A 23,325-nucleotide genomic window follows, 5' to 3' on the forward strand; every position below is an offset into this window, starting at 1 on the left:
CGGCGGCGGCTGGCAGTACCTAGCGGGACCTCGGTTCGCCACGTCCGCAACCCGGCGCGTATCCGATCGTCGCATTGCGGACCTCTGCAGAAACTCTCACCTGCGAAGTAAGCAAAGATCGATTCTGATGTCAGCTCGTCCATGTTGCTCTCAACGGTTGAACCGTGAGCACCGGTAGCGTCCACCAGACAGGCCGTAAAAGACGGCTGAAGTTATTTTCACCGGTTTGACCATTCTATAACGCATATTTACGCGTTAAGCATGTGATCTTTACTAAAACGCAGTCTATTCCAGTCTTTTGCTAGGCGGAAGGATAGTACTCAACACATTATTAATACTCTTCAGCTTCGCGACACGCAGCGGCAGTTCATTGGTCACCCTGCCGGCGCGCAACGATAATGCGGTCGCCGCCCGTCCGTAATGCGCCCACCGCGGAAGGCTGCGCCCGTTCGGATCACCCGTTCGCATGAAATTGAGCCAGTAACTGTGTACCGTCTCGACAAGTGCGTTATCGGTGGGCGACCAGTGTCGTTGCGGGTCGTTCTTCCCCCAGACATATCCCAGTTCATCGGAGTGCACCGCTCCCTTGGCGCGCGATCCGTCAGGTCCCGGCGGAGATCCATCGAACTGGTACAGGAACGCCGCAGCCGGTTTCTTTGCCGTGCGCGCTTCCGCAATACTCCAACTCCGCAAGCCAAACCCAGCATCACTGATCAAATTCTGTGCGGCACCGGTCGCGGTCGCATCGGTCGTAGCCGGATAAAGCCGCAGCATATCGGGCGCGATCACGCCGTAGCTCTGGCGAACCGTGGCAGCATAGGCATCCAGCGTCACATGATCGATAAAGCGCGCTGCTTCGTTGCTGTTCCAGCCTAGGAGGATGGGAACGCCTGCGTCGCGTCCGCTGCGATACGCGGGAGCAATATTGATCGGTCCGGTGGCGGCACGGGGCACGCTGGATGTGATTAACGCCTTGGCCTGTAGTGCGCGAAGCTGGTCTGCCGTCGTTGCTGCCAACCGCCGCGCGAACGACGCACCGGCGATTTCGGCTTCATCAAGGCCTATCTGGGCGCTTGTTCCAGGCAGCCCAAGCGCCGCACCGCTCTCAAAGACCGCCTTCTGGAACAGGCCCCGCGCGCTCGGGGACACAGTCACCAGCATCGCCGATCCGCCACCTGCGGACTGGCCGGCAACCGTGACGTTCGCAGGATCGCCGCCGAAGCGCACTATGTTGCCGCGGACCCATCGCAGCGCCGCGATTTGATCCAACAGGCCATAATTTCCCGAAGACCCAATAGGAGACTCCTTGCTCAAGACAGGATGGGCAAGGTAACCGAGCACTCCGAGGCGGTAGTTGACCGTGACGATCACGACACCCCGGCGCGCCAACTTCCTACCGTCATACGTGCCTGCACGTCGCGCAAGCCGTCGCCCGCAACTCGGCCCTCGTCCCGCCCAGCCGTTCGGCATCCTCACTGCACAAGATCCGGCGGCAATGCGGGACGGGTGACGGGCGCTGAGAACCGTGCTTTACTCCGTGCAGAAACCGAACGGGGAGGTGGCGTGCGATACGTTGGAAACAAGTTGGCAATCGCGCTGTGCGTGGCAGGCATGGGGGCCGCGGCGTTCGGCCAGACCGGCTCGGTCGCGGCGCGCACAGTGCCCGGGTCCAACCCGATCATCCGCGACAAGTTCACCGCCGACCCCGCGGCGCTGGTCGTTGGCGACCGGCTGTATCTGTATGTCGGACATGACCAGGCGCAGCGCGACGAGATGTTCAACATGCGCGAATGGTTGGTCTATTCAACCACGGACATGATGCACTGGCAAGACCATGGGCCGATCATGAACGTTAGCGATTTCCGCTGGGCCAAGGCGGACGCCTGGGCGTCGCAGACGATCGCGAAGAACGGCAAATACTGGTTCTATGCCGCGGTCGAGCATGACGCGACGCATCCGGGCAAGGCGATCGCGGTGGCGGTGGCGGATACGCCGACCGGCCCGTTCGTCGATGCCAAGTGATCGGCGCTGGTGACCAACCAGATGACGCCGAAGGGCACGCACAGCTGGGAGGATATCGACCCCACCGTCTACACCGACGAGGCCGGCACGACCTGGATCGCGTGGGGCAACCGGCAGGCCTATATCGCCAAGCTGAAACCCAACATGATCGAGATGGACGGGCCGATCACCGAGATCACCCCGCCGCATTTCGAGGAGGGGCCGTGGCTCCACAAGCGGGGGGCGCTCTGGTACCTGACCTATGCCTCGCTCGACCGGTCGAAGCACCGCGACGAACGCGTATCCTATGCTACCGCGACGAATCCGCTCGGGCCGTGGACGTATCGCGGCGAGCTGACCGAATCGGGCAAGTACAGCTTTACCATCCACCCCGGCATCGCCGAGTTCAGAGGCCAGTCCTATCTGTTCCTGCACAATGCAAATCTGGCGATCGGCGACATGAGCGGGGCGATCGGCCGACGCGCGGTGACCGTGGAGCGGCTGTACTATAATCCGGACGGGACGATGCGGCCGGTGGTGCAGACCGATGCGGGCGTAACCGCGCCGGCGACGCGTTGAACGAAATTCCGACAACGATAAGACAGGGAGAGAGACGATGACGACGATGGGTAAGGGCGCGGCGGCACGGCGGTGGTTGCGGCCGGCGATGATGGCGTTTGCCGTGGCGTGTATCGCGGCCGGACCGGCGGTTGCGCAGAGCGACAAGATGGCGCCGATCGCAATCCCGGCGCAGCCCGATGCGATCACGCTCAACACCGCCCCGCTGCCTGATGCCAAGGCGCAGGAGTCGTGGCACAGCCAGTATGGCAGCGTGTTCGCGCGCAACGTGACGACCGCGACGCTGACGCCGTTCCTGCCCGATCCGGCAAAGGCGACGGGTGCCGCGGTGATCGTGGCGCCGGGCGGCGGATTCCGGACGCTGTCGATGCAGAACGAAGGCTGGGACGTGGCGCGGGCGCTGGCGGCGCAGGGCGTTGCGGCGTTCGTGCTGAAATACCGGCTTAACCAGACGCCGTCCGACATGGCGGAATTCGCGAAACCAGCGGGCCCGGCGGCCACGCCCAGTCCGCGGGCGACGCCGGAGGAACGGATGGCCGGGATCGCACCGATGATTGCCGATTCGCGCGCGGCATTCGCACTGGTGCGTTCGCGCGCCGCGGAGTGGAAGATCGACCCGGACCGGGTCGGCATGGTCGGTTTCTCGGCGGGCGCGATGCTGACGCTGGCGACCGAGCTTGCGGGCCAGGATGCGAAGCCGGCGTTCCTGGGGCTGATCTACGGACCGCTGGCCGCGGTGAAGGTGCCGGCCGGTGCGCCGCCGTTATTCGTGGCGCTGGCGGCGGACGATCCGCTGTTCGCCAATGCAGGATATGGGCTGATCGAAAGCTGGACCGCGGCGAAGCGGCCGGTGGAGTTCCACCTGTACGAACAGGGCGGCCACGGGTTCGGCATGTACCAGAAGGCGACGACCAGCACGGGCTGGTTCGGTGACTTTTCGCGCTGGCTGGCGATGCACGGCTATCTGAAGCCGAAAGCAGCGTAGTCACGTAAGCATGTTGGGGCGGACGCTACTGCATCCGCCCCTGTTCGGTCAGGCCTTTTTGCGGGCCCGCTTCGGTGCGGCGGCGGCTACCGTGTCCTCTTCCCCGTCGGGCCGATCTATACACATCCAGCGTGCCAATTTCCGATTTTCCCGTCTATGAGGTTGCGCGCCACCCTTTCCTTGCTGCCGATTCAGGCTTTCATCGGCCCGGCGCCCTGCCCGAACGCTCACCATGCCCTCTGCGCAAAGCTCTTTGGGTAGCCACGGCTTGCCGTAGTCCACTCGCCTCGGCCCGGCCGGCTGACGGGGGGGCGTAAAAACGATCGTCCCATCTCGTTGTAGAACGGTTTCAGATGTTCGCGGATGCTCGACCAATCCACGAACCGGTCGATCGCCCATTGCCCAGAGCACGGGCCGCTGATGATGTTCTGGGCGTCCTCTCACGCTGAAGCTCGGGTCGTCAGCCGAAAGCTGCGCCCTCTTCAACAGCCCGCGGTGCCAATAGCATCGCGCGACGAACCTGGTCCGGGCTGGCGAGCGAACGCGACGGCTTACCGATCAGATAGCCCTGGATCGCAGCGCAGCCTTCCCGGGCTACGATCGATAGCTGTGCTGGCTGCTCGATGCCTTCTGCCAGCACCGGCATGTCGAGGCTGATACCTAACGCCGTAACGGAGCGCAGGATGGCGACAGCCTGTTCGCTATGTTCGATCTCGGCTACAAACGAAGCGTCCAGCTTGATACGGTCAAAGGGAAAAGCCCGCAAAACGTCCAGCGACGAATATCCCACGCCGAAGTCGTCGAGCGCAATGGCGATCCCCATCGCCTTCAGTTGGCGCAGCTGGTTCAGGGCAAAGCGGCGATCGTGAATGATGGCGCTTTCGGTAAGCTCGAGCGAGAGCCGCTCGGCAGGTAGCCCACTGTCGAGCAAGGCCAATCGAACCGTCTCCACCAATTGTGGGTCGGAGAGATGGAGCGGCGACAGGTTCACCGCCACAACATGGCGATTGGTCCAGAGGGCCGCCTCGAAACACGCCTGCCGCAATACCCAGATGCTAAGTGGCACAATCAGACCGCTGTCTTCGGCGATCGGAATAAACGTTACAGGGGAAATCGCGCCCCGCACTGGATGCTGCCAGCGGATGAGTGCTTCGTAACCGGTGACCTCCCCGGTCTTTACCGATGCCTGAACCTGGTAATGCAGTTCGAAGCTGCCGGCAGCAACGGCATCGCGCAGGTCATTGGCCAGCTCGCGACGTTCGCGTACGGCATCATCCATGTCCGCCTGATAAAAACACGGCGCGTCAGAATGCAGCGACTTTGCCCGGTACATGGCGAGGTCGGCCTTCGCGAGCAGGGTGTCGGCATCGCGACCGTCGTGAATGGCCAGTGCCACGCCTATGTTGGCGCTTACCGAGGCGGTGAACCGATCGAACTCGAACGGCGCCACGAACGTCTCGTGCAAGCGATCCAGGAAGTCGGACAGGTCATCGGCCGACGTATATGAAATCAGCCCCGCAAACTCGTCGCCGCCCAAGCGGCAGATGTATTCTCCCGTCCTCAGCATGGCCGAGAAACGGGCAGACAGTGCGATCAGCAATTGATCGCCGGCCTGGTGGCCGTAAGTATCGTTAACGGCCTTGAAGCGCGACAAGTCGAGCATGACGACGGCCATACACGGCAGGCCCGTGCGCATCGCAAGCCTGCGGCCAAGTTCGTCGTTGAAGCTCATCCGGTTCGGCAGGTCGGTAAGCCCGTCGTGCAACGCCATACGCCTTAGCCGCCGGTAGGATTCACCCTGGGTATGGCCATCGATCAGGGCGCTGAGGGCTGCGCATCCGACCACGAGCATAGCAGCAACCGCTGTCGTGACGCCGAGCGCGGACAAGGTGCCGTCTGACAGACCTGAGCCCAGTTGCAGCACCGTGATATGCATCGATGCCATGCCGGTAAAATGGAGAGCGGCCACGGCGAGACTGAGCAAGCCTGCCGCCTGTGCCCTTCGCCAGCGGTCAGCATTGTTGTTCGTCTGGAATGCAGCTGCCGCAAGCACCGAGGACAGGACGACCGAGGCGGTGACATAGCGCCAATCCCATGTGACAAGACCATCGATCCGGTATGCGGACATGCCGAGATAATGCATCGTCGAAATGGCCACGCCGATGATCCCGCCGCCAGCGGCACCCGCCCATCGCCGTTTGGTCGCAGCCAGGGCAAGTCCGGGCGCTGCAACGACAATGGCGAGCACCAGCGACGCCAGGGTAAGGATCGGATCGAGGACGACAGGCGCCTGCGTCCGGAACGCCATCATTGCCACGAAATGTGTAGACCATACCATTGTTCCCGTGCTGACCGCGGTCAGCATGACCCAGCCTACCCGGCTGGTGCCGCTCGCCGACAGGATCCGCCCGAACAGCTGGACGGTTGCGACCGAACCTATCAGGCACACCAGTAGCGCTGTGAATACGAGGCGCAGGTCGTGTTGCTGCGTGATACATAAGGCCACCTGCATCATGCCGCAGTCCTTGCACGCCAGAGATCACGCCGACCTTCGAGAACCATCGATGCCTGGCGTGCCAGGCCAAGCAGATATGCGCGTTGATCGGCAGAAGCAGGTGACCGCGTGACGGTGTCGACAACGCAAAGGGCACCGACATCGATACCGTTCAACAGTCGCAGGGGTGCGCCGATATAGTAGCGAACGAACGGATCGCCGGTGACCACAGCGAGATAAGCGAAGCGTGGATCGCTTTGCGGATCGCAGCATTCGAGTGCGCCTTCATGGTCGATCGCGTGTCCGCAAAAGCCGCTGTCACGGGGAATACAAGATAGTGTCAGACCATGCGTGGCCTTGAACCACTGATCCTCGTTGTGGATCAACGAAAGAAGCGCAATCGGAGCCTTGAAGGCAGAGGCGGCTTCGTTGACGAAGCGGTCGAAGCTCGGCTCTGCAGGGGTATCGAGGACGCCAAGCCCCTTCACCGCAAGTGAGCGTAAGTGCTCATGGAGGAGATTTTTGAGCATCGAAGGGCACCATCAAATAGCTAACCGGTGACATATCTTCTGAACTTGTTGATGAACCGTAACCGCGCCTGGGAGGTGCCAACCCCGACCGGCTGCGCGCCTGCGTTTCAGCACCGCGCGTCGCGGGCGTTATCGCCGACCATATCCTTTGATGACAACTTCTGACGCCCGCTCGACCAACCAGATGGGCGAGCATCACAGGCGAGCACTGGGAACACACTACAAGCTAAGCAGTTTCTACATGTGCTTGAAGCGTCCTGCCCTTTCGGGGGGAACGGCGGTGAAAGCTCGCAATGCCCTGTCGGTCCTTAGACCGGCAGGGCATTTTTGTAACTATGTGCGGAACCGACACCGCGCTGCTCTGTTTTTGTCATAACCGGTCGGATACTTGTCCCCCCTTGGTTTCGCTGGTTTTAAGACGCCTCGCTGCCCCCCCCCGCAGCGGGGCATTTTATTGTCTGGGTCCACTTGGACAATGAGGCAATTGGGGATCTGTATCTGCAACGATGGCGTAGCCGTGTCAAAACCAGTGCCGAGACACCGATTCGATGGTGCCGTTTTCGTAAGTTACGGGTTAGTCCGGCATGTCCCTATCAACAGTCCCCTATGCGCTTGCCGTCGACGATGACCCGTTCATCCTCATGGATGTCACAGGCATTCTCGAAGATGCAGGTTTCCGTACATATGAAGCAGATCACGGCGATGCTGCGATCGCGATGCTGCCTGAGTTTGCGCACACAATCACCCTGCTCTTCTCAGACGTCGATATGCCGGGCGATACTAACGGCTTCGCAATCGCCCACCACGTTGCGGAGAACTACCCCTGGATTGAGATCGTCATCGGCAGCGGCCACCTCCGCCCGAAGGCAGGTGACTTGCCTGACAAGGCGACATTCGTATCCAAGCCGTTCAATGCGCAGATGATCCATGGCCATCTCCGCAAGACCCTTCCCGATGGCAAGCTGCCGGAGCCCCTGAAAAAAGCGGTCTAGACTGGCGTTTACGCTGGATGCGAGTTGGCATCTATCAGCGGTTCGCCCCGAACGCTTTCTCGCAGTCCACCGCCTAGCGCATGCCGCTGTCGCAAAAGTCGCGACATTCGAAACGTCCGAGACTTAGCACTTACGCGACAAGCCTATGTCCGCTCCCGCCGACGCCCGGACGATCAGGGTGACGACCTTAGATCCCGATACCGGCCATTCATAGGGCGCGACCTTCTTCGCGGGGCCGCAGTAGGGCGCAACAGCTATTGACCCCATAATATACGATACATAGACGATGCATATATCGGGGCATGAGGATTGGATAATGGGTTTGGTGAAGATCGATGACGAGCTGCACGAGGAAGCCCGCCGCGCCAGCGCCGTCATGTGCCGATCGATCAACGCTCAGGCTGAGTTCTGGATGAAGATCGGTATGCTCGCCGAGGCCAATCCCACCATGGCCTTCAACGACATCATGAAGGCGCAGCTCGCGGAGGCGAACGTCCGCCTGGTCCGGCCGCTTGCGGCTTGATCAAGCACTGCCATCGACCCAGCCACCAGCTAGGACTGACATGCCTTTTCACGACGACATCGCAGACTTTTTCGGCCGCTACGTCGATGCCTTCGCACGTGAAGACGCAGGCACGTTAAGCGAGCTATGGGACGAGGTTGGACTGTTTCCCACCCCCACCGGCAACTTCGCCATGCCGCGATCCGCGTTCCGTGACCATTGTGCCACGCTGTTCGATTTCTATCGAGCTCAGGGCATCGTGCGGCCGGAGGGCGCCCTGCTATCCGCCGACGAACTGTTCCCGGGCGTTGCTCAAGCGCGCATGGCCTATCGCATGATGGGTGCTGATGACGCTCCGGTGGCCGAGTGGGAGCATGTCTATGTCCTACGGCATACCAACACCTGGCGCGTATCGCTTACCATAGCCGATGGCGAGATGGCAGCTTGGACGGCAAAAGGCGTTAAGCTCTGATCGAATGCTGCCGCTCGACCATTCCCGAAATACCGTCGTTGCAAAACCGCAAGGCCGCAATGTCGGCTATCGCCACCCTCGTTCCCAAAAGCAGCCAGTCGGCAATCCCCAAGGTGCAACATTTTATTGTCGCTAAAGCGCCGACATTCGCAACGTCATAAATTTAGCCCTTTTGCGATGCGATACAAGCCGTCATCGGTCTCGAATGTGCAAACGCTCTGTCGCGAAATTTAGCGAAGCCGGAAGGGATACGGGGAGGGCTAACCTCCCCGCCTTGCTTATGCTTCTTCAGTGACCTTAGTTGCGCGAGGTTTACGAGGGGCTTTAGGGGTATTATCAGTAGCCTTCTCGACCGTCTGACCAGGCTTATTACGCCCCAGGCCGATCGACTTCGCCATCGTTCGACGCGCTTCTGAATACGTTGGCGCGACCATTGGATAGTCAGCCTTCAGATTATAGCGTGCACGGTATTCCTGGGCCGTAAGGCCGTTGCTCGACAGATGGCGGCGTAATGTCTTGTATGGCTTGCCGTCAATCATTGAAATGATGTGATCGGGCGACGCCAGTGACTTACGCACCGTGACAGCAGGCTCATAAGTTTGGGCAGCTTCTTCCGGCTCTGCTGGGATAGACGCGCCTGACAGTTGAGCGACAGCGGCATGCATTGACCGCAAAAATGCCGGCACATCGTCCGCATTCGTGCGCGTGTTTGGATTGGCTAACCACGCAGCAGTCAGTTCTGCGGCCAACTCAACCGCGTTGATCTCATCGCTCATTGTAATCTCTATATCTTGTGCAAAGTATGCAATTAGGATCAACCGATCCCAACTTCAAGATAAATAGATATTTAACCAGCAAGATAGTCGCCTGACGATATTTCAGGAAAATGGTGTTTGGTTGTCCATCTTGGGACGTACTGCGTAAGACGAAGTATGTTTTGCCCATCGTTTGGTGCCGTGATTACGGCAGGTGACCCAGGATGAGTGACCATGCAGAACCTCTTCTTGATAGCGTCGTGTTCTGCCGACAGTCGGTCTGATGCGATCGGGTCCAGGCCTTGGCCGGTGTGGTCCAGCCGATCCGGGCCAGCGCATTGATAAGCGTCGAGCGCGGTATCTTGAGGTCCGGCAGACAGACGCCTTGCTGGCCCCACCGTCCAGTGCCGGCTGCAATTCGTTCGGGAATTTCAGTATTAATCATAGGTGGGCGGCCACCCTGACGTTCACGACGCTTCGCCGCGGCGAGCCCGACCATTACGCGCTCGCGCATCAGTGCTCGGTCATACTGTGCCCGTGCGCCGAAGAGAGAGAGTAGCAATTCGCCGTGTGACGTGGTCGTATTCATCTTCTCAGTCAGCGATCGGAACGTGATACCGCGCGCCTTCAGGTCTGTAACGATCGACAGTAGGTGCGGCAGTGGCCGTCCAAGCCGATTCAGCGTCCACACTATCAGCGTGTCGCCAGCGTTCAGATAATCGAGGCAGGCTTTCAGTCCCGGCCGATCGTCGCGTGCGTCGGATGCCTTGTCGGTATGGAAATGACGATGATCGACGCCGGCTGCGACTAGCGCGTCACGCTGGAGATCGACCGTTTGGCGGTCATCGGCCGACGAGACCCGCATATATCCAACGAGCGTGTACGACAAACCCTCTAAAGTACGTTCTCGAACACCCTGTCAAAGCGACAGGGTTTGTCGAACCACATTTCCGGAGGCTGCATTGATCCAGCTGCGGCCAAGACTGAGGGTGTTGCAAATCATGTGTTTTCCGACAGGGGCGTGGTGGGCAGTCGGCGCATAAACGTAGCCAGGCCGGTTCTGCCCGATCATGTTGAAGAAGTGGGGGGGGCGGCATCGAGCAAGCGCGTAGTTTAAAATACACTCGGGTTTGCGCGGCGCTTCAGGCGGGTGCCATATGCGTCGGCATCGGGATCAACTTGGGCATCTTGCGGGGGTTCTGGGTGTAGCGGCTAGGAAGAGCTCGTCTCTGGTGCCGCTGGTACCTCGCAGCGCAATCGATCCAGTTTCAGGATGCGCTTGAGATGCACAAACAGCATCTCCACCTTCTTCCGCTGGCTACGGGAGGCTGCGGGCCAGGTCACGCGCGCCCTCGTGGATGGAGCCAGCGACCTTGCGGGCCGGCATGTTGGCCGTGCCGCGTTGCCCCAGGCTGCAGCTGGTGCAGTCCTGCTGGCGGGCGCGATAACGGATGAAGCCATCCTTACCAACATCGCCGTGGGCTTGCATAAAATGCGGTTGCGGGGACGCAGGCGGTTGAGCGGCGATCTTGTTGATGGCGAGTTCACTTTCACCTGATCAGCCTACACACGTGAGTTCGGTGATAATTTACCCTGCCTTTACCAAAGAAGGCTTTGAGAGATTCGAGGCATCATCAACAGGGTAAAATACTGAAAGCCAAGCCTCGCGATTAACACGCTTTAAACCCTATCGCGTTGTAATTTATAAAAGAGTTTAATGCATAAGTGCCCCTGTCGAAAGACAGACGCTTTCTCAACTAGGGAGGTTCACATGCGCTACTGGCCTATCGGTAAGCCCATCCGGGGTTGATATAGTTGAAATTATGTTGGAATGTCATCGTTCTTGCTAACGTGTTTTGCAGGGCATCATGCAATGCGTTACTAGAGGAATGGTAAGCCTCATAAAAGCTGAACTTAAAAATACCCGGCTTTCTAAGCCGGGTATTTTTTCGCGCTTAAGACCTTGTCGTATTGTTCACGGTCGTCAGAACGGGTTGTCGCCTCGAAGATGATCGGCGACACCCTTTCGAAGCCCAACACTTGCTTCTCCTTTGACGTCACGAGCGCTCCTGCAAAGCCGGCTCGCAAGAGCAAGGGGCAAAGCGGTCCGGCGCAGGTTCAATCCGCACAGTCCCTAAAAAAGATGAAGCGGCGGACGCATAGGTAGGCGAGAGCCTGAAACCGCTAATGTTGCGGTATGTTCAGCTAATTACGACGCCGCACCATTCAGGAGTGGCGAGCGGACGTCAGGAAGCGGCCCTTCCGCAGTCGCCCGATTGCGGCCATTCCGCTTACGCCAAAACACGGACGTGCAGGCGGCAGAAGTGATAGTAGCTCACATAGCTATAGGCAAGAAAAGCCGACCAATGCTGATCAAAGGCCGACTCACTCACATCTGATGCAGATTATGACGGTTCTCATCTATCGATCCTGAATAGAAGGTCGACGGTAGGGCTGAAGCAGAGCAGCACGGTAAGAACCACCACGAACGTCAGAAAGAAGTTGGTCGTAAATGTGCCAGCCGAAGGGTAGACCAGCCATATTGGTGCGGCGAATGATGAAGCGATTAATAGCGCCCACCCGAGACTGGCCAAAATATGCGTTTCAGCACAACCGATTGAGGAGTCGCACGTACTCAACAGGTTCCCCATCAGTACAATACTGCCAATGCCAGACGCAAGAACCCCGACCGTAAGACAGCCAAACGGCCAAGCTTTTCGTAGGTGGGGAAAAAGCGGCTCTTCGCTCGTGCTGCAACCTTAGGTGTAGCGGCTTGCAATGATGATCGCCCGGAACTCAGGTATATGGTCCGGACACGAAAAACTGCGCACTGTCGATGTCCATTGGGCCAAAATCTCTCCCAGCACTCGAGCGGATGGGCAACGACCAAGCCGTTAGAGTTTCAGGTATTGCACCAATCCCACTGCCTCAAAAAGCGTTCGATTCATCGCACTGACGTCAAAGCCTGACTGTTCGTTCATGTTAATGAAATATTAAACTTACAACGCTGGCGGCGCCGAAGGGCGGCATTTTAATTAGCAAACAAGGGGACCGAAAATGCGTTATTGGATCTTCGACAAGCCAAACAAGTAATTGGCTCGCCCGGCTTGCAAAAGCCGGGCGTTTTATATGTTAAACCGCAGCAGGTCTGAATACGTTACTGATGCGAATTTGCGTGGCTGGCAGTGCTTCCGTCTTCAGGCATCGTAGCCCTCCCTAGTCAGGTCGGGCGGTTTGATTATTAAGTATCCTGCTACAGTTGTTGCCTGCGGGTAGGTTTTGGACGCCCCGCACTGGCCCTCCAGACGCTTTAACGTCGTAAGCAATGGTCAGGATCGAGACACTTCCGCCCTACAAATCAACTAGTGCCCTTTACGAGAGGTGAGGCGCCCGTGCTCGCCGCGACAGGCGCTGTAAAATCGAACGCTGCACAGAAAGTTGATTGGGGGCCTGTAGTTAAGCTGATCCCGATGCCGACACAGATGGCACCCGCCTGAGGCGTCACGCGCGCCCGGCTGTTTTAAAACACGGGCTTGCCCGCTGCCGACCCTGCCTTTTTAACAGAATCGGGCGGGCGTAGCCCGAGCGGAACAGACCCTCAAATGCTTTGACTTCACCTGCAGGTCGGCTTGCAAAGGGCTGACCGCCGGCCAATCTGCCCCGGTTACCCTGATGCCCTTCTAACGTCGTTGTTTTTTCACGCGAAAAGCTTAACGTTATTCTTAACGTATATATCAACCGGGGGGGGATATGAATAAGTTTCGTAAGAAGCAACTGCATGCAAATAAGAGATCGTGGCGCGCATGGTGCGCCTTCCTGTTAGCGTCTTTAGCTGCCGCGGCCGGATTTTTCGCAATGACCCCCGGTCCTACGCGGCAAGCGATCGCGGCCGTCCTCGCGGACCCCCTGGAGTTGCTTGCGCTACGTTCTCCTGGCCAAAGAAGCTCCGGCACTTTAGTCCAAACGAAGGCCGCGAGGGGCGTTCCTCGCATCCCGGCTAATCGGATACCGACAGAACGTGTGCTTTCCAACGTCCGATGGAGACCATTTATTGATTTGACAACCAACTTCCCACGCCTCGACGTGACTGTAGCGTTACCGGCTGAGTCTTTCTTCAACCCGCCAGTACCAGAAAACGGGTTAAACTTCGGCCCGCCGTTATTGATCACGCCTATATTCGGCCCGTTCTTTGGCGGCGGAAGCGGTGGCTCCGGCGGTGTACCCGTATCCAGCGTGCCAGAGCCGTCGCAATGGCTCATGATGCTGGCTGGTTTTTTTGGTATCGGTTCAGCTTTACGTGCCGCACGGCGCAAAGGGCGACCGCCAGCTCAAGTTCGGTGACGGTGGTGGCAATTTCCGAATTCGCACTTTTGTCGAGGCCCACGCCATTGGGTCGCATCGCTCTATGCTTCATTTACATGTTGTCGATTGTTGGCGGTTGCTCCGAGCCTAAGGTCCAAGAACCCATTCGGTCGTTTAACGCCGTAACGGAACCGAGTTCGCGTATACGTTACCCTTCAACGGGCTACCCCGAGTTGTTGTTACCGAATGGCGAGAAGCGCGTCGTCCGCAGCGTGCTAAATATCAAAAAGCCGATGATGTTCGGTGACTATGTTTGGGAAGAAGTTGGAACTCCAGCCGGATTGACTTGGGTGCGCATCGACCGCGGGCATCAGACTCTATCCGTATTTAGAGCCGGTCATGAGATCGGTACGACGGTCATCCTTTATGGGACTGACGGCAAGCCAACACCAACCGGCATCTTCCCGGTCCTCTCCAAGGCACGAACTCACCGGTCGACGCTTTATGACGCTCAAATGCCCTTTATGTTGCGGCTCACCGAAGATGGCGTCGCCATCCATGCCAGCAACGTCCGCGAAGGCTCTGCGACACACGGTTGCATCGGCGTTCCGCTCGCTTTCGCCAAACTTCTCTACGGGCAAATGCGCCGAGGGGATCAGGTGGTAATCGTTTAACTCGACCTCAAGGCAGGCTGTTATAGGCCAAACCCTCAAGTCCCCGCAGCTGAAGTGAAGCTCGAGGAAGCGATTTTACTTAACGCATTGCTAACCGAACATAGCAACCCTCCCGATAGAATGCCGTGCCAACGTCCGTTACTTAACGGAGCATTCGACATTATGCCGGGCAAACTGTTACTATCAAAGGCGGCTGTTGCTGTACTATTTCTATCCTCGCCGTTTCTGATCGGCGCAACCAGCTTGGCTTCGATCTTCGACGTCCGTATCCTTACGGTGCACAATCGGGAGAGAGCGGCGCTCGGCATCGCGCCTTTGCGCTGGAATGCCGGGTTGGCGCAGTCGGCGCAGCGTTGGGCCGATCATCTCGCCGCAACGGGAGCATTCGAGCACGCGCCCGAATTGCCGTCCGATCCACAGGGAGAAAACCTCTGGGCAGGAACGAAAGGTTATTATCCTCTTGAGGCTCGTGTAGAAGCCTGGGTTAGAGAAAAGCGGTATTACAAGCCTGGGTTGTTTCCTAATAATAGCGTGACGGGCAAGATCGGCGACGTAGGTCACTACACACAGTTGATGTGGCGCGACACGCACGAGGTCGGATGCGCCGAGGCTACGGGATTTCGCGAAGACGTGCTCGTCTGTCGATACAACAGCGCTGGAAACTACCTTGGCGAGAAGCCGTTCTGAGGGCAAGCATAGAGGTGTCTCGGTTCATTAAAACAGCTCGGCGCGAATATTAATTGAAGCGGCTTGAACCACCTTTGGCGCGTCACCTCTCTCCAGATCGTGCGCGTGAACTGTTGTCGGGAAAAGGACTTTTAGTTGCAACAGCAGAACGATTAATTACAGTCATTCGAGGCTTATATACGAAGAGAAAATGCGACGTCGCCTCCTAAGCCTCATCGTCATGATCGGCTTGCGATACAGCGACATTACTCGATGGTATGGCCATGCTGCCTTGACCCGAACTTGCGCCGGGCGAAAAGGGCGACAGCACCGATTGAGGTCATCGGGATGGTAAATGACGACGGCACCTTTGAAATCGAACTCGTCACTGACGGTATTCCGGGCGTAGTTTTGCCAGACGCGCGAATGATCAAAGGGCGATTGTCGCCCGCTGCGCTAAAGCACTTTCGAACATTGGAACAGAACTCCTCGCCGGTCGGCGCCATAATGCGCCTTAAGCAGGCGGTAAGTCGTCGCTCTCAGAAAGTACGCAGAACACCCGGCGACTTATTTGTAACAATTTGCGACTTTCAAGCTCCTAGGTTTAGATAAAACACTCTCCTGTACCTCGTGGTCATATAGCTCAACGTTTGCCGTTTGCCGTTTGCTATTTTTCATTTGTCACGTGCCCGTCTACGCCTCCCCCAGGTCGACCACTGCGATTATTGCGCCCTCTACGTCTTTCACGATCTGTCCGTCGCGTGTTTACCAATCATAGCGGTCCAGCGGGCAAATGTGTCGAAGCCTCACTTCAATCTTGAGTGGTCAACAAACAGGGGTTTTCGACACATATCATTCCGACAGCCGGCAGCAATTTGCGTGTCACGAAATCAGCACTTCCGCGACACCGCAATGTCTGCCTCCGCCCGAAGCCGGGCGCCGGGCCGGGCGCCGGCAAACGAGAGGGGGCTTTTCAGAACTGGAAGCTTGTCAATGCCGATCCGCTGATCAAGCTCAGCTGCTCGAGCCGTACCCGCTATCGATGGACGTGGCGGTCAGTTACTCGCATAGTGTCAGGCAGACCTGTACCAATAGCAAGCAGATCTCGAGGGCAAGTGTATGATTATCAACCGTTTGCTGTCCGGTGTCTGCGTACTCGCGTTGGCCGGGTGCGGCGGTGGCGGTGGTGGCGGTGGGACATCCACAGCGCCGATCGTTAGCGTCCCATCGCCAACGCCGACGTCTTCACCCACGCCAACCCCTTCACCCACGCCAACCCCCTCCGTCGTCGTACAGACGTTCGTACAGGCAGGTCTGACTGCGGGCGGCACTGGCAACACGCTCGATACGCAGAACGCGACGGCGTTCAGCGTTGCGATTGGCGATCCCGATGCGCCGGGCGCCAACGCATTCGGCGACATCAACTTCGACGGAGATGAGACCATCGTCGTCCGACACACCGGCCCGGTAATTCCATACAAAGAGACCTTCGCATCCGACAGCTATCGCGGTGCCGGCAGCAATAGTTTCTACACCGGGTCGAGCGCCGAGCGGTTCCTGCCCACACGAGGCTATCAGAGCCGGATCGGCCAGACGTCGTCCGCCTTCCTCATCATGCCGCTGCTTGAGGAGGTTCGGAAGAATGCGGCTACGGCGGCGAGGACGGACAACGTCACTGAAAGCGTCCGACTTCTGGACGTGCGTGTCGCCGCCAGCGGCAACCCACCTCAGAGCCGCGCGCTGCAACTCGTCGGTGATCGCACCATGTCGAACGCCGTCCCGACGGCAGGCACTCGGACGTTTGTCGGCGAGTCTTTCGGGGTGCGGTATTTTTCAAATGCTAACGTGCAGGACTATGTCGGCGACTCCGTCCTGACCGTCGATTACAGTCGGCGGACACTCACAGGTCAGATCACGATCGCTCAATATCTTGGTTCTACCCCCGTTCGACCCACGCTGACGGTCGAGATCGTTGGAGAGATCGCGGCGGACGGCACGCTTACCGGCAAGGTCACGGTCCGCGGTACCGGTGTTTTCGAAGCAGGGTACCTGACCGGCGCACTCTACGGACCAACGGGTGACGAGATCGGCCTAGTGCTGATCTCATCAGGGGAGTCCGGATCGGTGCTCGGCGGTGTTCTGGCGGGTCAGGAGTAAGACCCTATCCTGCTTCAGCGGTGTTAGGACTGTAAGACGACGTACGACAGTAGCGGACTGTACCTTCCGCCCAGGAGCTGCCGCTCGCCTTCCCACCAGTTCAGCCATCCCGCTGTCGCAAAACCGGCGACATACGCGACGTCCGAAACTCAGGATATGTGCGACACCGAGGCGGTAATCTGCTTGTGGATACCGCCCAAAATTGCCTCGATGGTGGTTGACCTTCATGGCCTATAGCTGGGAGGTAATACCTAAGGTGCCATTTTGTCCTCGGCCTGAACCGACCCCTTGTTGCTTTCGCTGCCCTCTTCCTTGCATCGCTGAGATCCCGTCCAAGGCTTGGCCACCATCTTACAATCAGGACAGCCAGTCCGACCGCGTGGATCCGGGCCGGTAGTTAAGCGGCCCCGCGTGTCAGAATCCGCGGTTGAAGCGCACCGCCAAACCGTAATCGGTCGGAATATTCGCAAAATTGCCGGGGTCGTGGCGCAGGAACAGATTGGTTTCAAGTCCGCCTCCAAACGCTGGCAGGCCGTACCGGGTCTCGATATCAAGCTGGCGGCCACTTGGCGTGAGGTTCAGGCGCTGCGTGGTCCAGCCGGTTACCTGGCTGGTCGCATAGTCATAGGCGGTCGGCAGCGCGAGATTGATCCCGCCCCTTGTGACCCGCAGAGGCTGGGCGATGCGCAGGCCGATACTGTCGGCGCCGAACAGGCCCGCCTTGCCGATATCGGCTGCGAATGCTCGGGTATGGAGCATGCCGCCGCCGTTGAGACCGCCGCGGATATGCGTGCTGGACCAGCCTTGGCGAAACGAGCCGCCGATCGACCAGCCATCGCCGCCGTCAAGCCGCGCCTTGGCATCGGCAAACCAGCTCGCTGCACGCGCAGCACCTAGCCCGGCATCGAGTCTCGCACCTAGAAACGTATTCTGCTCGCTCATCCGGGTAGCCGAGACATATGTCGACACCGCGCCGAATTGCCGATCGACACCGATAGCGACGCGCTCATAGCCTGACCGCCGCCAGCCGGTACGCGCAAATCCATCTGCCTCGCGGCGCGACAGCACATCGCCGGTTTCAATCCCCGCAGTCACGCCGAACCCACCAAAACGCTGCCGCACCGCGCTCGACGCCCGCGCGCTGCTGTCGAAGCCGAGGCCCGACATGGTGGCAACGAGAAACGCCGGGTCATACTGGTCCGTCAGCTGCGCGGTTATTGCAGTCGATCCCTGCGCAACGCCGAGCCCGAACGACAGCGTCTCGCCAAGCCGTTGCGTCATCGTTGCGGCAATCGCGCGCGATTGCCCGGCGTCGAACCCGCTATTCGGACCAACGTTTGGATAAACGTCGGCCCTGGTCAGGATCGACCGCCTATTATCATTGTCTGTGCTACCTGATCCGAACCCACGCGACTTCGGCACCAACGTCACTGACGCGGTCATGCCGCCACGCGCCACGGCAACCGCCCGGGTCCTTGATTGGAGCATGCCGCCCAACGTTGACGACGGTGCACTGCGGCCGATCGTCGGGGCAAGATCGGTCGCGAAGGCACGGGCGTAACCGTCGAGGATGACCGCACCCAGCGACCCCTGCGCGGCATCGCCCATCGGTGCCGACAGCATGCCGTTGGTGACGAACGAGATCGCAGATCTCGACCCCGCGACCGACGTCGTCCCGAGCGGCTGGAATGCGCGCGTCAGGTCGAGCACGCCATTGCCATAGATCGCGTCGACTCCTGCGGCGCCGGCATCGCGCGCACTCTTGAACAGTATGTCGACGATCTGCGCGCCACTAAGATTGGGGAACGCCTGCGCGAGCAAAGCGACGGCGCCGGAGATTTGCGGGGCGGCGAACGACGTTCCCGACCAGAGGAAATTAGCCCCGTTATTGTTCGGTGCGGGGACCCGCTCGCCGACTGCGGTGAGAAAATGTGCAGCGCCCGTGCCAGCCTTGTCACTGAACGTGGACAGCGTGTCGCCTGCACCGACCGAACCCGCGATGATCACCATGTTGCGGGCGATGCTGTCATTGGCGACATCGGTGAAGGGGTCGGGATTGTCGGTGCCGTCGTTGCCTGCCGCGATCACCACGATGATCCCGGCCAGCGTCGCCCGGCCGACTGCATCCTTCAGGCTTTGCGGCATCGCCGATCCGCCAAGCGAGATATTGATGACCTTCGCACCTGCTGTCCGCGCGGTATCGACCCCGCGGGCGATCGCATCGGTGAAGAACTTGCAGCCCGATTCGGCGTCGTCCGTGGTGCCGCCGACGCAGGTGCCGGGGCGATCCGCGCGCAACACGATCAGCGTTGAATCGAACGCGACGCCGTGCGTACCGGTGCCATTGCGCCTCCCGGCGAGGGTGAAGGCAACGGCGGTGCCGTGCCCTCCCTCGTCGTCGATCGTTGTGTTGCCGGCGACCCCGGTCGAGGCGGTGGAGATACGGCTACCGAACTCCTCGCTTTGCAGGTCAATGCCGCTGTCGATAACGCCGACGCCGATGCCCAGGCCTGTCGCACCTCGATTATAGGCTGCGAGCGCATTCATCGACACCGCACCCACCGTCGCGCGGTATTCGCGTGTGTCGGAATTCGTCGCTGTCGGAGCGGGTGTCGAAGTCGGTGTCGGAGTGGGCGTTGGTGTAGGAACAGGCGCTGGCGTGGTTGGCGGGACGGATGGGTCAGGCGGCGTCGGTGTCGAATTGATGCCACCACCACCGCCGCATGCACCGAGAAACAACCCGCAGCCCAATGCCGCCGATCGCAGGAGCCCCGCCTTCGTGCCGCGCATGACATCCGCCCTATTTATCACTTGCAGATTACTGGAATGCAAAGGGTTGCCCGATGGTTAAACTCAGGAATTTCTCGCAAATTTTCACCAGAGCAGCGAGCTGGATCATCAGGGATTTACACGGCGGTCGTCTCTGATTCACGATCCGTGCTCGCGAAAGAGGCTGATATGGATGGGCCGAGCTTTATCGCGTGATTCAGGGGACCGTGTCGTTGCCGATGTTAATGGCGCGCTATCGTCCGACGAGCGGCCGAACGGCTCGGAAACAGCGCGGTGCGCTTTCCCAATCAACCGTCCCGATCGGGAAAGGCGGCAGCGCTGCGCAGGCTCGGCTATCACCGTCCGCCTTCCCATAACCGGACCATCCGCTTTCCTCACGTTATCGCCATTCAGCGGTCAGAGCTGTCGAAAAATCCGTATCAGCCGGGGATGAAGCTGTTACCCTCTCTATCGAACTATCGAAATATTCAATCCAGACTGGTTCTGCTTGAACCAAGTTCCCTGCCAACGTGTTAGACGTGTGCCTCTCAGATGTAATGGTATAGGCTCTTGCGGGTAAGCGCTCCCCCGCCTATTCTCGCTTGGGCCTATACTTTTCCTTTTGTAGAAACGGGTCGATAAGCATTCACTTATTCGGAATGGTGGTAGAATGCAATGATAGCTTTAGATCACGTGCCACTATTAGTATTCCTCAATTGCTTTCATACCCTTACCTGAAAGTACAAGCTCATCGTCAAGGTTTCCATCACCGTCCCCTAACAGTAGCCCCTCCGCCGTGAGGTACTTAAGCCACCGCGACATCACGGCCCCGGCTCCGGCATTTTTAGCAACTGCCATACGGGCAGTTATCGCATCCCCCCTGGCGTCGGCGATAAAGACCTCAAGCAGCAATTCCCACGCGAGTTCACCAAAGATTTCTTTGGGGAAAACTCGCGAACGCTGCCGTCGAAATTCCAGTATCGACTCAGCTAGTGATGCCATCTCGTCGTAGTCGCTCATGCACACCACCGACCTCTTCCAAGAATACCGCGCTAGACTTGCCATAGATTTGAGTTTTTACAGAATTATCATGCGCCTTCATTCGAATCAGCGCTTCAGTCAGCCATGCCGCCAAAACAAAATCCTGAGCAGCATCAGCAAATGCAATCATGCCTTCAATCTGGGTTGTAAAATTAATAACATTGGCCTGCGTCATTACCTTAGTCCTTCATTGGGCGGCGAAGCCATTGAGAGATCTCGTTCTGCTCATGTAAAAAAGATGACATAGCCACTTCTCCTGAAATATGTATAGAGCTATAATTAAATAGGCGGCTCTTAACGACTTATGATTTGTACAAACTATCAATATGTATCGTCTGTATTGATATACATTATAGCAGAATGCTGTTTATTGCATTGAACATGTATTGATAGCATATTATAGAGATTTTGGTTTTAATAAATCCAGCATTTAGATAAACCAACATGCAGGCTCGCCAACATATAAGTATTTGATGTGTTAGAGGTCTCGTAGTTGGTTAAATATAGTGGTATGACGCTATGTATCTATACGATGGGTTTTTCCTTCCTCATGGTATAAATCAATGTACCCTGTTTCGGAACCGACAATCACCTTAGAGAATATGATTCTCATTACTTTGTTTATAGCAATGGACGACTTTTTGTCATGGCGACCTGTCGAAAGGTATCCGATGGCCTCAGATAACTTTTCCTCTAGTTTTCGAGTAGCTGAGTGTTGATACATATCCGCCTTATCTAATAAATCCTGCTCTAATAGATAAAGGGTATGGCGCATCTCTTCCAATAAATCGGTATGAGATGAGCTAAGGCTGACCGCAAGAAGCTCGCGCCTGGCTCGATCGACATTGTTTTGAGCTACAGAAAGGCGCCTGCTTCGGCCATATCCAGGTGCGCTAATGTCGCAGGCAGTGAAAATTGCGGATAGGCCTTGGCGAAGAGCGGCATCAACGGGGCCATAGGCGATGGGCGCATAATGGGCTAATGTTCCAGCTACGGATGCCGAGCATATCATGCTCGGGCCATTCGGGGCTGATGGACTAATAATCATCAAACTGCCGCAATTTTCACACACTGCAAGTTGATTAAGAATATAGTTAATACTGCCATGGCCGGCCCAATTGCTGGTCAGGCGACCGGTCTGTACTTGCTGAAAGGTGTCTACTGATATGATAGCAGGATAGTATCGACGTATAGGCGGACAAGGGACGCGGGTCTGCCTCCCGTCTTTCCATTCTATGACATGAGGAACAAAGGTCCCTATCACCGCGCTTGATCTGGCAATCCAACCCACTTTGTCGCGCGTCCAGAGACTATCTGACTTCCAAGCTGGCACCTTATGGCGGTTAAACGTTTCTGCTATTTTAGTATTTGATACGCCCTTTTTAGCAAATGAAAATATATCTTTGACTACCTTTGCCCTCGCTGGTATTATTGAAAATGTCTTGTCATTCTTATCAAGTGAAAGCCATCTTGGACAGCTGGATGTGATCGGCTCGGACTCTGCGATCGCCCTTTTCGCGCTCCAACTTGCCTTACCCCTAAATGACTTTAACTCACTTTCTTCGTTCGCACGAATAAAGTTTATCAGCGCGTATATCAAGCCCATCGGGTCGACGTAACTCATCGATCGAGTAAGTTCGCCGATCGGATAGTGTGACAATCGTTATCCCAGCAAGAACAATTGGTGTCAGCAGACTCTGAGCATTCAAGGCGCTTTCTCGACTCAGCCGGTCGAGATTCTCGACAAGCAAAAGGCTGCCTTGTGGTACGATCCCTAGAGAAACTGCCCCAAGGAAATCTCCAAGGCGCCCTGACGCAGAGTTCTGACCCCGGAATCCGGATATACCATAGTCTCTGTAAGTAAGGCGATCGTCGAGAATGAGGGAGAACTCATCGGCATAAGAAATAGCCAGCGCCGTCTGGCGCCTGATACTATCGCCGCTCATCTGCTCGGGGCTGCTGAAGCGAACATATGAATAAGCGTATCTTTTTTCTACAGATGTATCTGACTGAATCACGGCGGAGTCTCCGATAGGCAGTAACTATCATATCAGCGATATATTCAAATCAAGCGGTGTTCCGAGGCGGCTATAGCTCCAACGCAACACTGTCGATGGATCGGCGCCCAACCCAAGGTGGCACCCCCCTTGAACGCTAGTCCGTGGTTGGCGTCGGCTCTGGAGGCTCTGAGAGCCGCAGCTGACACATTCGAGTCATAGAAACGAGGCGGCCGCCTTGCGCGCGAAACCCGCATCGGCGATCGCTCACCAGCTTACCCTGCTCGAACTTGCGGCACTCCAGGAATGTCAGGTGTCCAGGCGGGCGACTTCATCTCAGATCGTATTTTCCACTGCCGCTTGAACCCGTGTGACGCCATTGGGCGGCCAATCTTCCGAAGCGGGTATT

General features: G+C 57.9%; 18 protein-coding genes and 2 pseudogenes. 8 read left to right on the forward strand and 12 right to left on the reverse strand.

Annotated elements, in window-relative coordinates; genetic code table 11:
- Positions 1-285: 285 nt before the first annotated feature.
- Positions 286-1,371, reverse strand: a complete 1,086-nt coding sequence (locus ASE89_RS12120; protein ID WP_236701750.1) for a carboxylesterase family protein — start codon at positions 1,369-1,371, stop codon at positions 286-288.
- A gap of 240 nt (positions 1,372-1,611) precedes the next feature.
- Here ASE89_RS12120 and ASE89_RS12125 point away from each other — a divergent pair.
- Positions 1,612-2,580, forward strand: a pseudogene (locus ASE89_RS12125) (glycoside hydrolase family 43 protein).
- A gap of 37 nt (positions 2,581-2,617) precedes the next feature.
- Positions 2,618-3,565 carry an alpha/beta hydrolase gene (locus ASE89_RS12130; RefSeq protein ID WP_056678069.1) on the forward strand — a complete coding sequence of 316 codons (948 nt, stop codon included), beginning with the start codon at positions 2,618-2,620 and terminating at the stop codon, positions 3,563-3,565.
- Positions 3,566-4,025: 460 nt separating this feature from the next.
- Here the strand turns inward: ASE89_RS12130 and ASE89_RS12135 are convergent, their stop codons facing one another.
- Both ASE89_RS12135 and ASE89_RS12140 read right to left on the reverse strand, forming a co-directional pair.
- Positions 4,026-6,080: a putative bifunctional diguanylate cyclase/phosphodiesterase gene (locus ASE89_RS12135; protein WP_056678074.1), complete on the reverse strand. Its 2,055-nt coding sequence runs from the start codon at positions 6,078-6,080 to the stop codon at positions 4,026-4,028.
- Positions 6,077-6,589 carry a GAF domain-containing protein gene (locus ASE89_RS12140; protein ID WP_056678077.1) on the reverse strand — a complete coding sequence of 171 codons (513 nt, stop codon included), beginning with the start codon at positions 6,587-6,589 and terminating at the stop codon, positions 6,077-6,079. The genes ASE89_RS12135 and ASE89_RS12140 overlap by 4 nt, the downstream gene beginning before the upstream one ends.
- 584 nt (positions 6,590-7,173) lie before the next feature.
- Here ASE89_RS12140 and ASE89_RS12145 point away from each other — a divergent pair.
- The 3 genes from ASE89_RS12145 (at position 7,174) to ASE89_RS12155 (ending at position 8,555) form a co-directional block, all read left to right on the forward strand.
- Entirely contained in the window at positions 7,174-7,581 is a 408-nt protein-coding gene (locus tag ASE89_RS12145; protein WP_056678079.1) for a response regulator, read from the forward strand.
- Between the two features lie 316 nt (positions 7,582-7,897).
- Positions 7,898-8,104 (forward strand): ParD-like family protein, encoded by a 207-nt coding sequence (locus tag ASE89_RS12150; RefSeq protein WP_056678089.1) that lies wholly within the window; start codon positions 7,898-7,900, stop codon positions 8,102-8,104.
- A gap of 40 nt (positions 8,105-8,144) precedes the next feature.
- A complete protein-coding gene (locus ASE89_RS12155) occupies positions 8,145-8,555 on the forward strand; it encodes a hypothetical protein (RefSeq protein ID WP_056678092.1) in 411 nt (136 codons plus the stop codon).
- 278 nt (positions 8,556-8,833) lie between these two features.
- Here the strand turns inward: ASE89_RS12155 and ASE89_RS19825 are convergent, their stop codons facing one another.
- From ASE89_RS19825 to ASE89_RS21200, 3 genes and pseudogenes are all read right to left on the reverse strand, one after another.
- Positions 8,834-9,331 carry a MucR family transcriptional regulator gene (locus ASE89_RS19825; RefSeq protein WP_082451455.1) on the reverse strand — a complete coding sequence of 166 codons (498 nt, stop codon included), beginning with the start codon at positions 9,329-9,331 and terminating at the stop codon, positions 8,834-8,836.
- Positions 9,332-9,515: 184 nt separating this feature from the next.
- The gene (locus ASE89_RS12160; RefSeq protein ID WP_236701751.1) at positions 9,516-10,199 is read right to left on the reverse strand and encodes a recombinase family protein; all 684 of its coding nucleotides are present in this window, start codon (positions 10,197-10,199) and stop codon (positions 9,516-9,518) included.
- Positions 10,200-10,452: 253 nt separating this feature from the next.
- A pseudogene (locus tag ASE89_RS21200) lies at positions 10,453-10,825 on the reverse strand (transposase); the annotation flags it as partial.
- Positions 10,826-13,560: 2,735 nt separating this feature from the next.
- Between ASE89_RS21200 and ASE89_RS12170 the strand changes: the two are divergent.
- From ASE89_RS12170 to ASE89_RS12175, 3 genes are all read left to right on the forward strand, one after another.
- Positions 13,561-14,286 (forward strand): L,D-transpeptidase family protein, encoded by a 726-nt coding sequence (locus ASE89_RS12170; RefSeq protein ID WP_236701752.1) that lies wholly within the window; start codon positions 13,561-13,563, stop codon positions 14,284-14,286.
- A gap of 162 nt (positions 14,287-14,448) precedes the next feature.
- Positions 14,449-14,973: a CAP domain-containing protein gene (locus ASE89_RS19835; RefSeq protein ID WP_082451457.1), complete on the forward strand. Its 525-nt coding sequence runs from the start codon at positions 14,449-14,451 to the stop codon at positions 14,971-14,973.
- Positions 14,974-16,071: 1,098 nt separating this feature from the next.
- Positions 16,072-17,109, forward strand: coding sequence for a transferrin-binding protein-like solute binding protein (locus ASE89_RS12175; RefSeq protein ID WP_056678100.1), 1,038 nt, complete (start codon positions 16,072-16,074; stop codon positions 17,107-17,109).
- Positions 17,110-17,523: 414 nt separating this feature from the next.
- Here the strand turns inward: ASE89_RS12175 and ASE89_RS12180 are convergent, their stop codons facing one another.
- From ASE89_RS12180 to ASE89_RS21585, 6 genes are all read right to left on the reverse strand, one after another.
- Positions 17,524-19,656, reverse strand: a complete 2,133-nt coding sequence (locus ASE89_RS12180; RefSeq protein WP_056678484.1) for a S8 family peptidase — start codon at positions 19,654-19,656, stop codon at positions 17,524-17,526.
- Between the two features lie 924 nt (positions 19,657-20,580).
- The gene (locus tag ASE89_RS12185; protein WP_056678102.1) at positions 20,581-20,898 is read right to left on the reverse strand and encodes a hypothetical protein; all 318 of its coding nucleotides are present in this window, start codon (positions 20,896-20,898) and stop codon (positions 20,581-20,583) included.
- Positions 20,864-21,094 carry a hypothetical protein gene (locus ASE89_RS20420; RefSeq protein WP_156363459.1) on the reverse strand — a complete coding sequence of 77 codons (231 nt, stop codon included), beginning with the start codon at positions 21,092-21,094 and terminating at the stop codon, positions 20,864-20,866. The genes ASE89_RS12185 and ASE89_RS20420 overlap by 35 nt, the downstream gene beginning before the upstream one ends.
- Before the next feature lie 342 nt (positions 21,095-21,436).
- The gene (locus ASE89_RS19840; protein WP_082451459.1) at positions 21,437-22,543 is read right to left on the reverse strand and encodes a recombinase family protein; all 1,107 of its coding nucleotides are present in this window, start codon (positions 22,541-22,543) and stop codon (positions 21,437-21,439) included.
- The gene (locus tag ASE89_RS21580) at positions 22,473-22,937 is read right to left on the reverse strand and encodes a recombinase family protein (protein ID WP_156363460.1); all 465 of its coding nucleotides are present in this window, start codon (positions 22,935-22,937) and stop codon (positions 22,473-22,475) included. The genes ASE89_RS19840 and ASE89_RS21580 overlap by 71 nt, the downstream gene beginning before the upstream one ends.
- Positions 22,938-23,191: 254 nt before the next feature.
- The gene (locus ASE89_RS21585) at positions 23,192-23,296 is read right to left on the reverse strand and encodes a DUF4113 domain-containing protein (RefSeq protein WP_443024345.1); all 105 of its coding nucleotides are present in this window, start codon (positions 23,294-23,296) and stop codon (positions 23,192-23,194) included.
- Between the last annotated feature and the right edge of the window lie 29 nt (positions 23,297-23,325).

It is taken from the genome of Sphingomonas sp. Leaf30 (assembly GCF_001422525.1).
In the GTDB taxonomy this organism is placed as follows: Bacteria; Pseudomonadota; Alphaproteobacteria; order Sphingomonadales; family Sphingomonadaceae; genus Sphingomonas; species Sphingomonas aerolata.

What these genes read in the sequence shown, in the direction of transcription:
- ASE89_RS12130 (WP_056678069.1), top strand. Translation starts at nt 2,618, where the DNA reads ATGACGACGATGGGTAAGGGCGCGGCGGCACGGCGGTGGTTGCGGCCG.
- ASE89_RS12135 (WP_056678074.1), bottom strand. Translation starts at nt 6,080, where the DNA reads ATGATGCAGGTGGCCTTATGTATCACGCAGCAACACGACCTGCGCCTC.
- ASE89_RS12140 (WP_056678077.1), bottom strand. Translation starts at nt 6,589, where the DNA reads ATGCTCAAAAATCTCCTCCATGAGCACTTACGCTCACTTGCGGTGAAG.
- ASE89_RS12145 (WP_056678079.1), top strand. Translation starts at nt 7,174, where the DNA reads ATGTCCCTATCAACAGTCCCCTATGCGCTTGCCGTCGACGATGACCCG.
- ASE89_RS12150 (WP_056678089.1), top strand. Translation starts at nt 7,898, where the DNA reads ATGGGTTTGGTGAAGATCGATGACGAGCTGCACGAGGAAGCCCGCCGC.
- ASE89_RS12155 (WP_056678092.1), top strand. Translation starts at nt 8,145, where the DNA reads ATGCCTTTTCACGACGACATCGCAGACTTTTTCGGCCGCTACGTCGAT.
- ASE89_RS19825 (WP_082451455.1), bottom strand. Translation starts at nt 9,331, where the DNA reads ATGAGCGATGAGATCAACGCGGTTGAGTTGGCCGCAGAACTGACTGCT.
- ASE89_RS12170 (WP_236701752.1), top strand. Translation starts at nt 13,561, where the DNA reads ATGGCTCATGATGCTGGCTGGTTTTTTTGGTATCGGTTCAGCTTTACG.
- ASE89_RS19835 (WP_082451457.1), top strand. Translation starts at nt 14,449, where the DNA reads ATGCCGGGCAAACTGTTACTATCAAAGGCGGCTGTTGCTGTACTATTT.
- ASE89_RS12175 (WP_056678100.1), top strand. Translation starts at nt 16,072, where the DNA reads ATGATTATCAACCGTTTGCTGTCCGGTGTCTGCGTACTCGCGTTGGCC.
- ASE89_RS12180 (WP_056678484.1), bottom strand. Translation starts at nt 19,656, where the DNA reads ATGAATGCGCTCGCAGCCTATAATCGAGGTGCGACAGGCCTGGGCATC.
- ASE89_RS12185 (WP_056678102.1), bottom strand. Translation starts at nt 20,898, where the DNA reads ATGAGCGACTACGACGAGATGGCATCACTAGCTGAGTCGATACTGGAA.
- ASE89_RS20420 (WP_156363459.1), bottom strand. Translation starts at nt 21,094, where the DNA reads ATGACGCAGGCCAATGTTATTAATTTTACAACCCAGATTGAAGGCATG.
- ASE89_RS19840 (WP_082451459.1), bottom strand. Translation starts at nt 22,543, where the DNA reads ATGAGTTACGTCGACCCGATGGGCTTGATATACGCGCTGATAAACTTT.
- ASE89_RS21585 (WP_443024345.1), bottom strand. Translation starts at nt 23,296, where the DNA reads ATGGCGTCACACGGGTTCAAGCGGCAGTGGAAAATACGATCTGAGATG.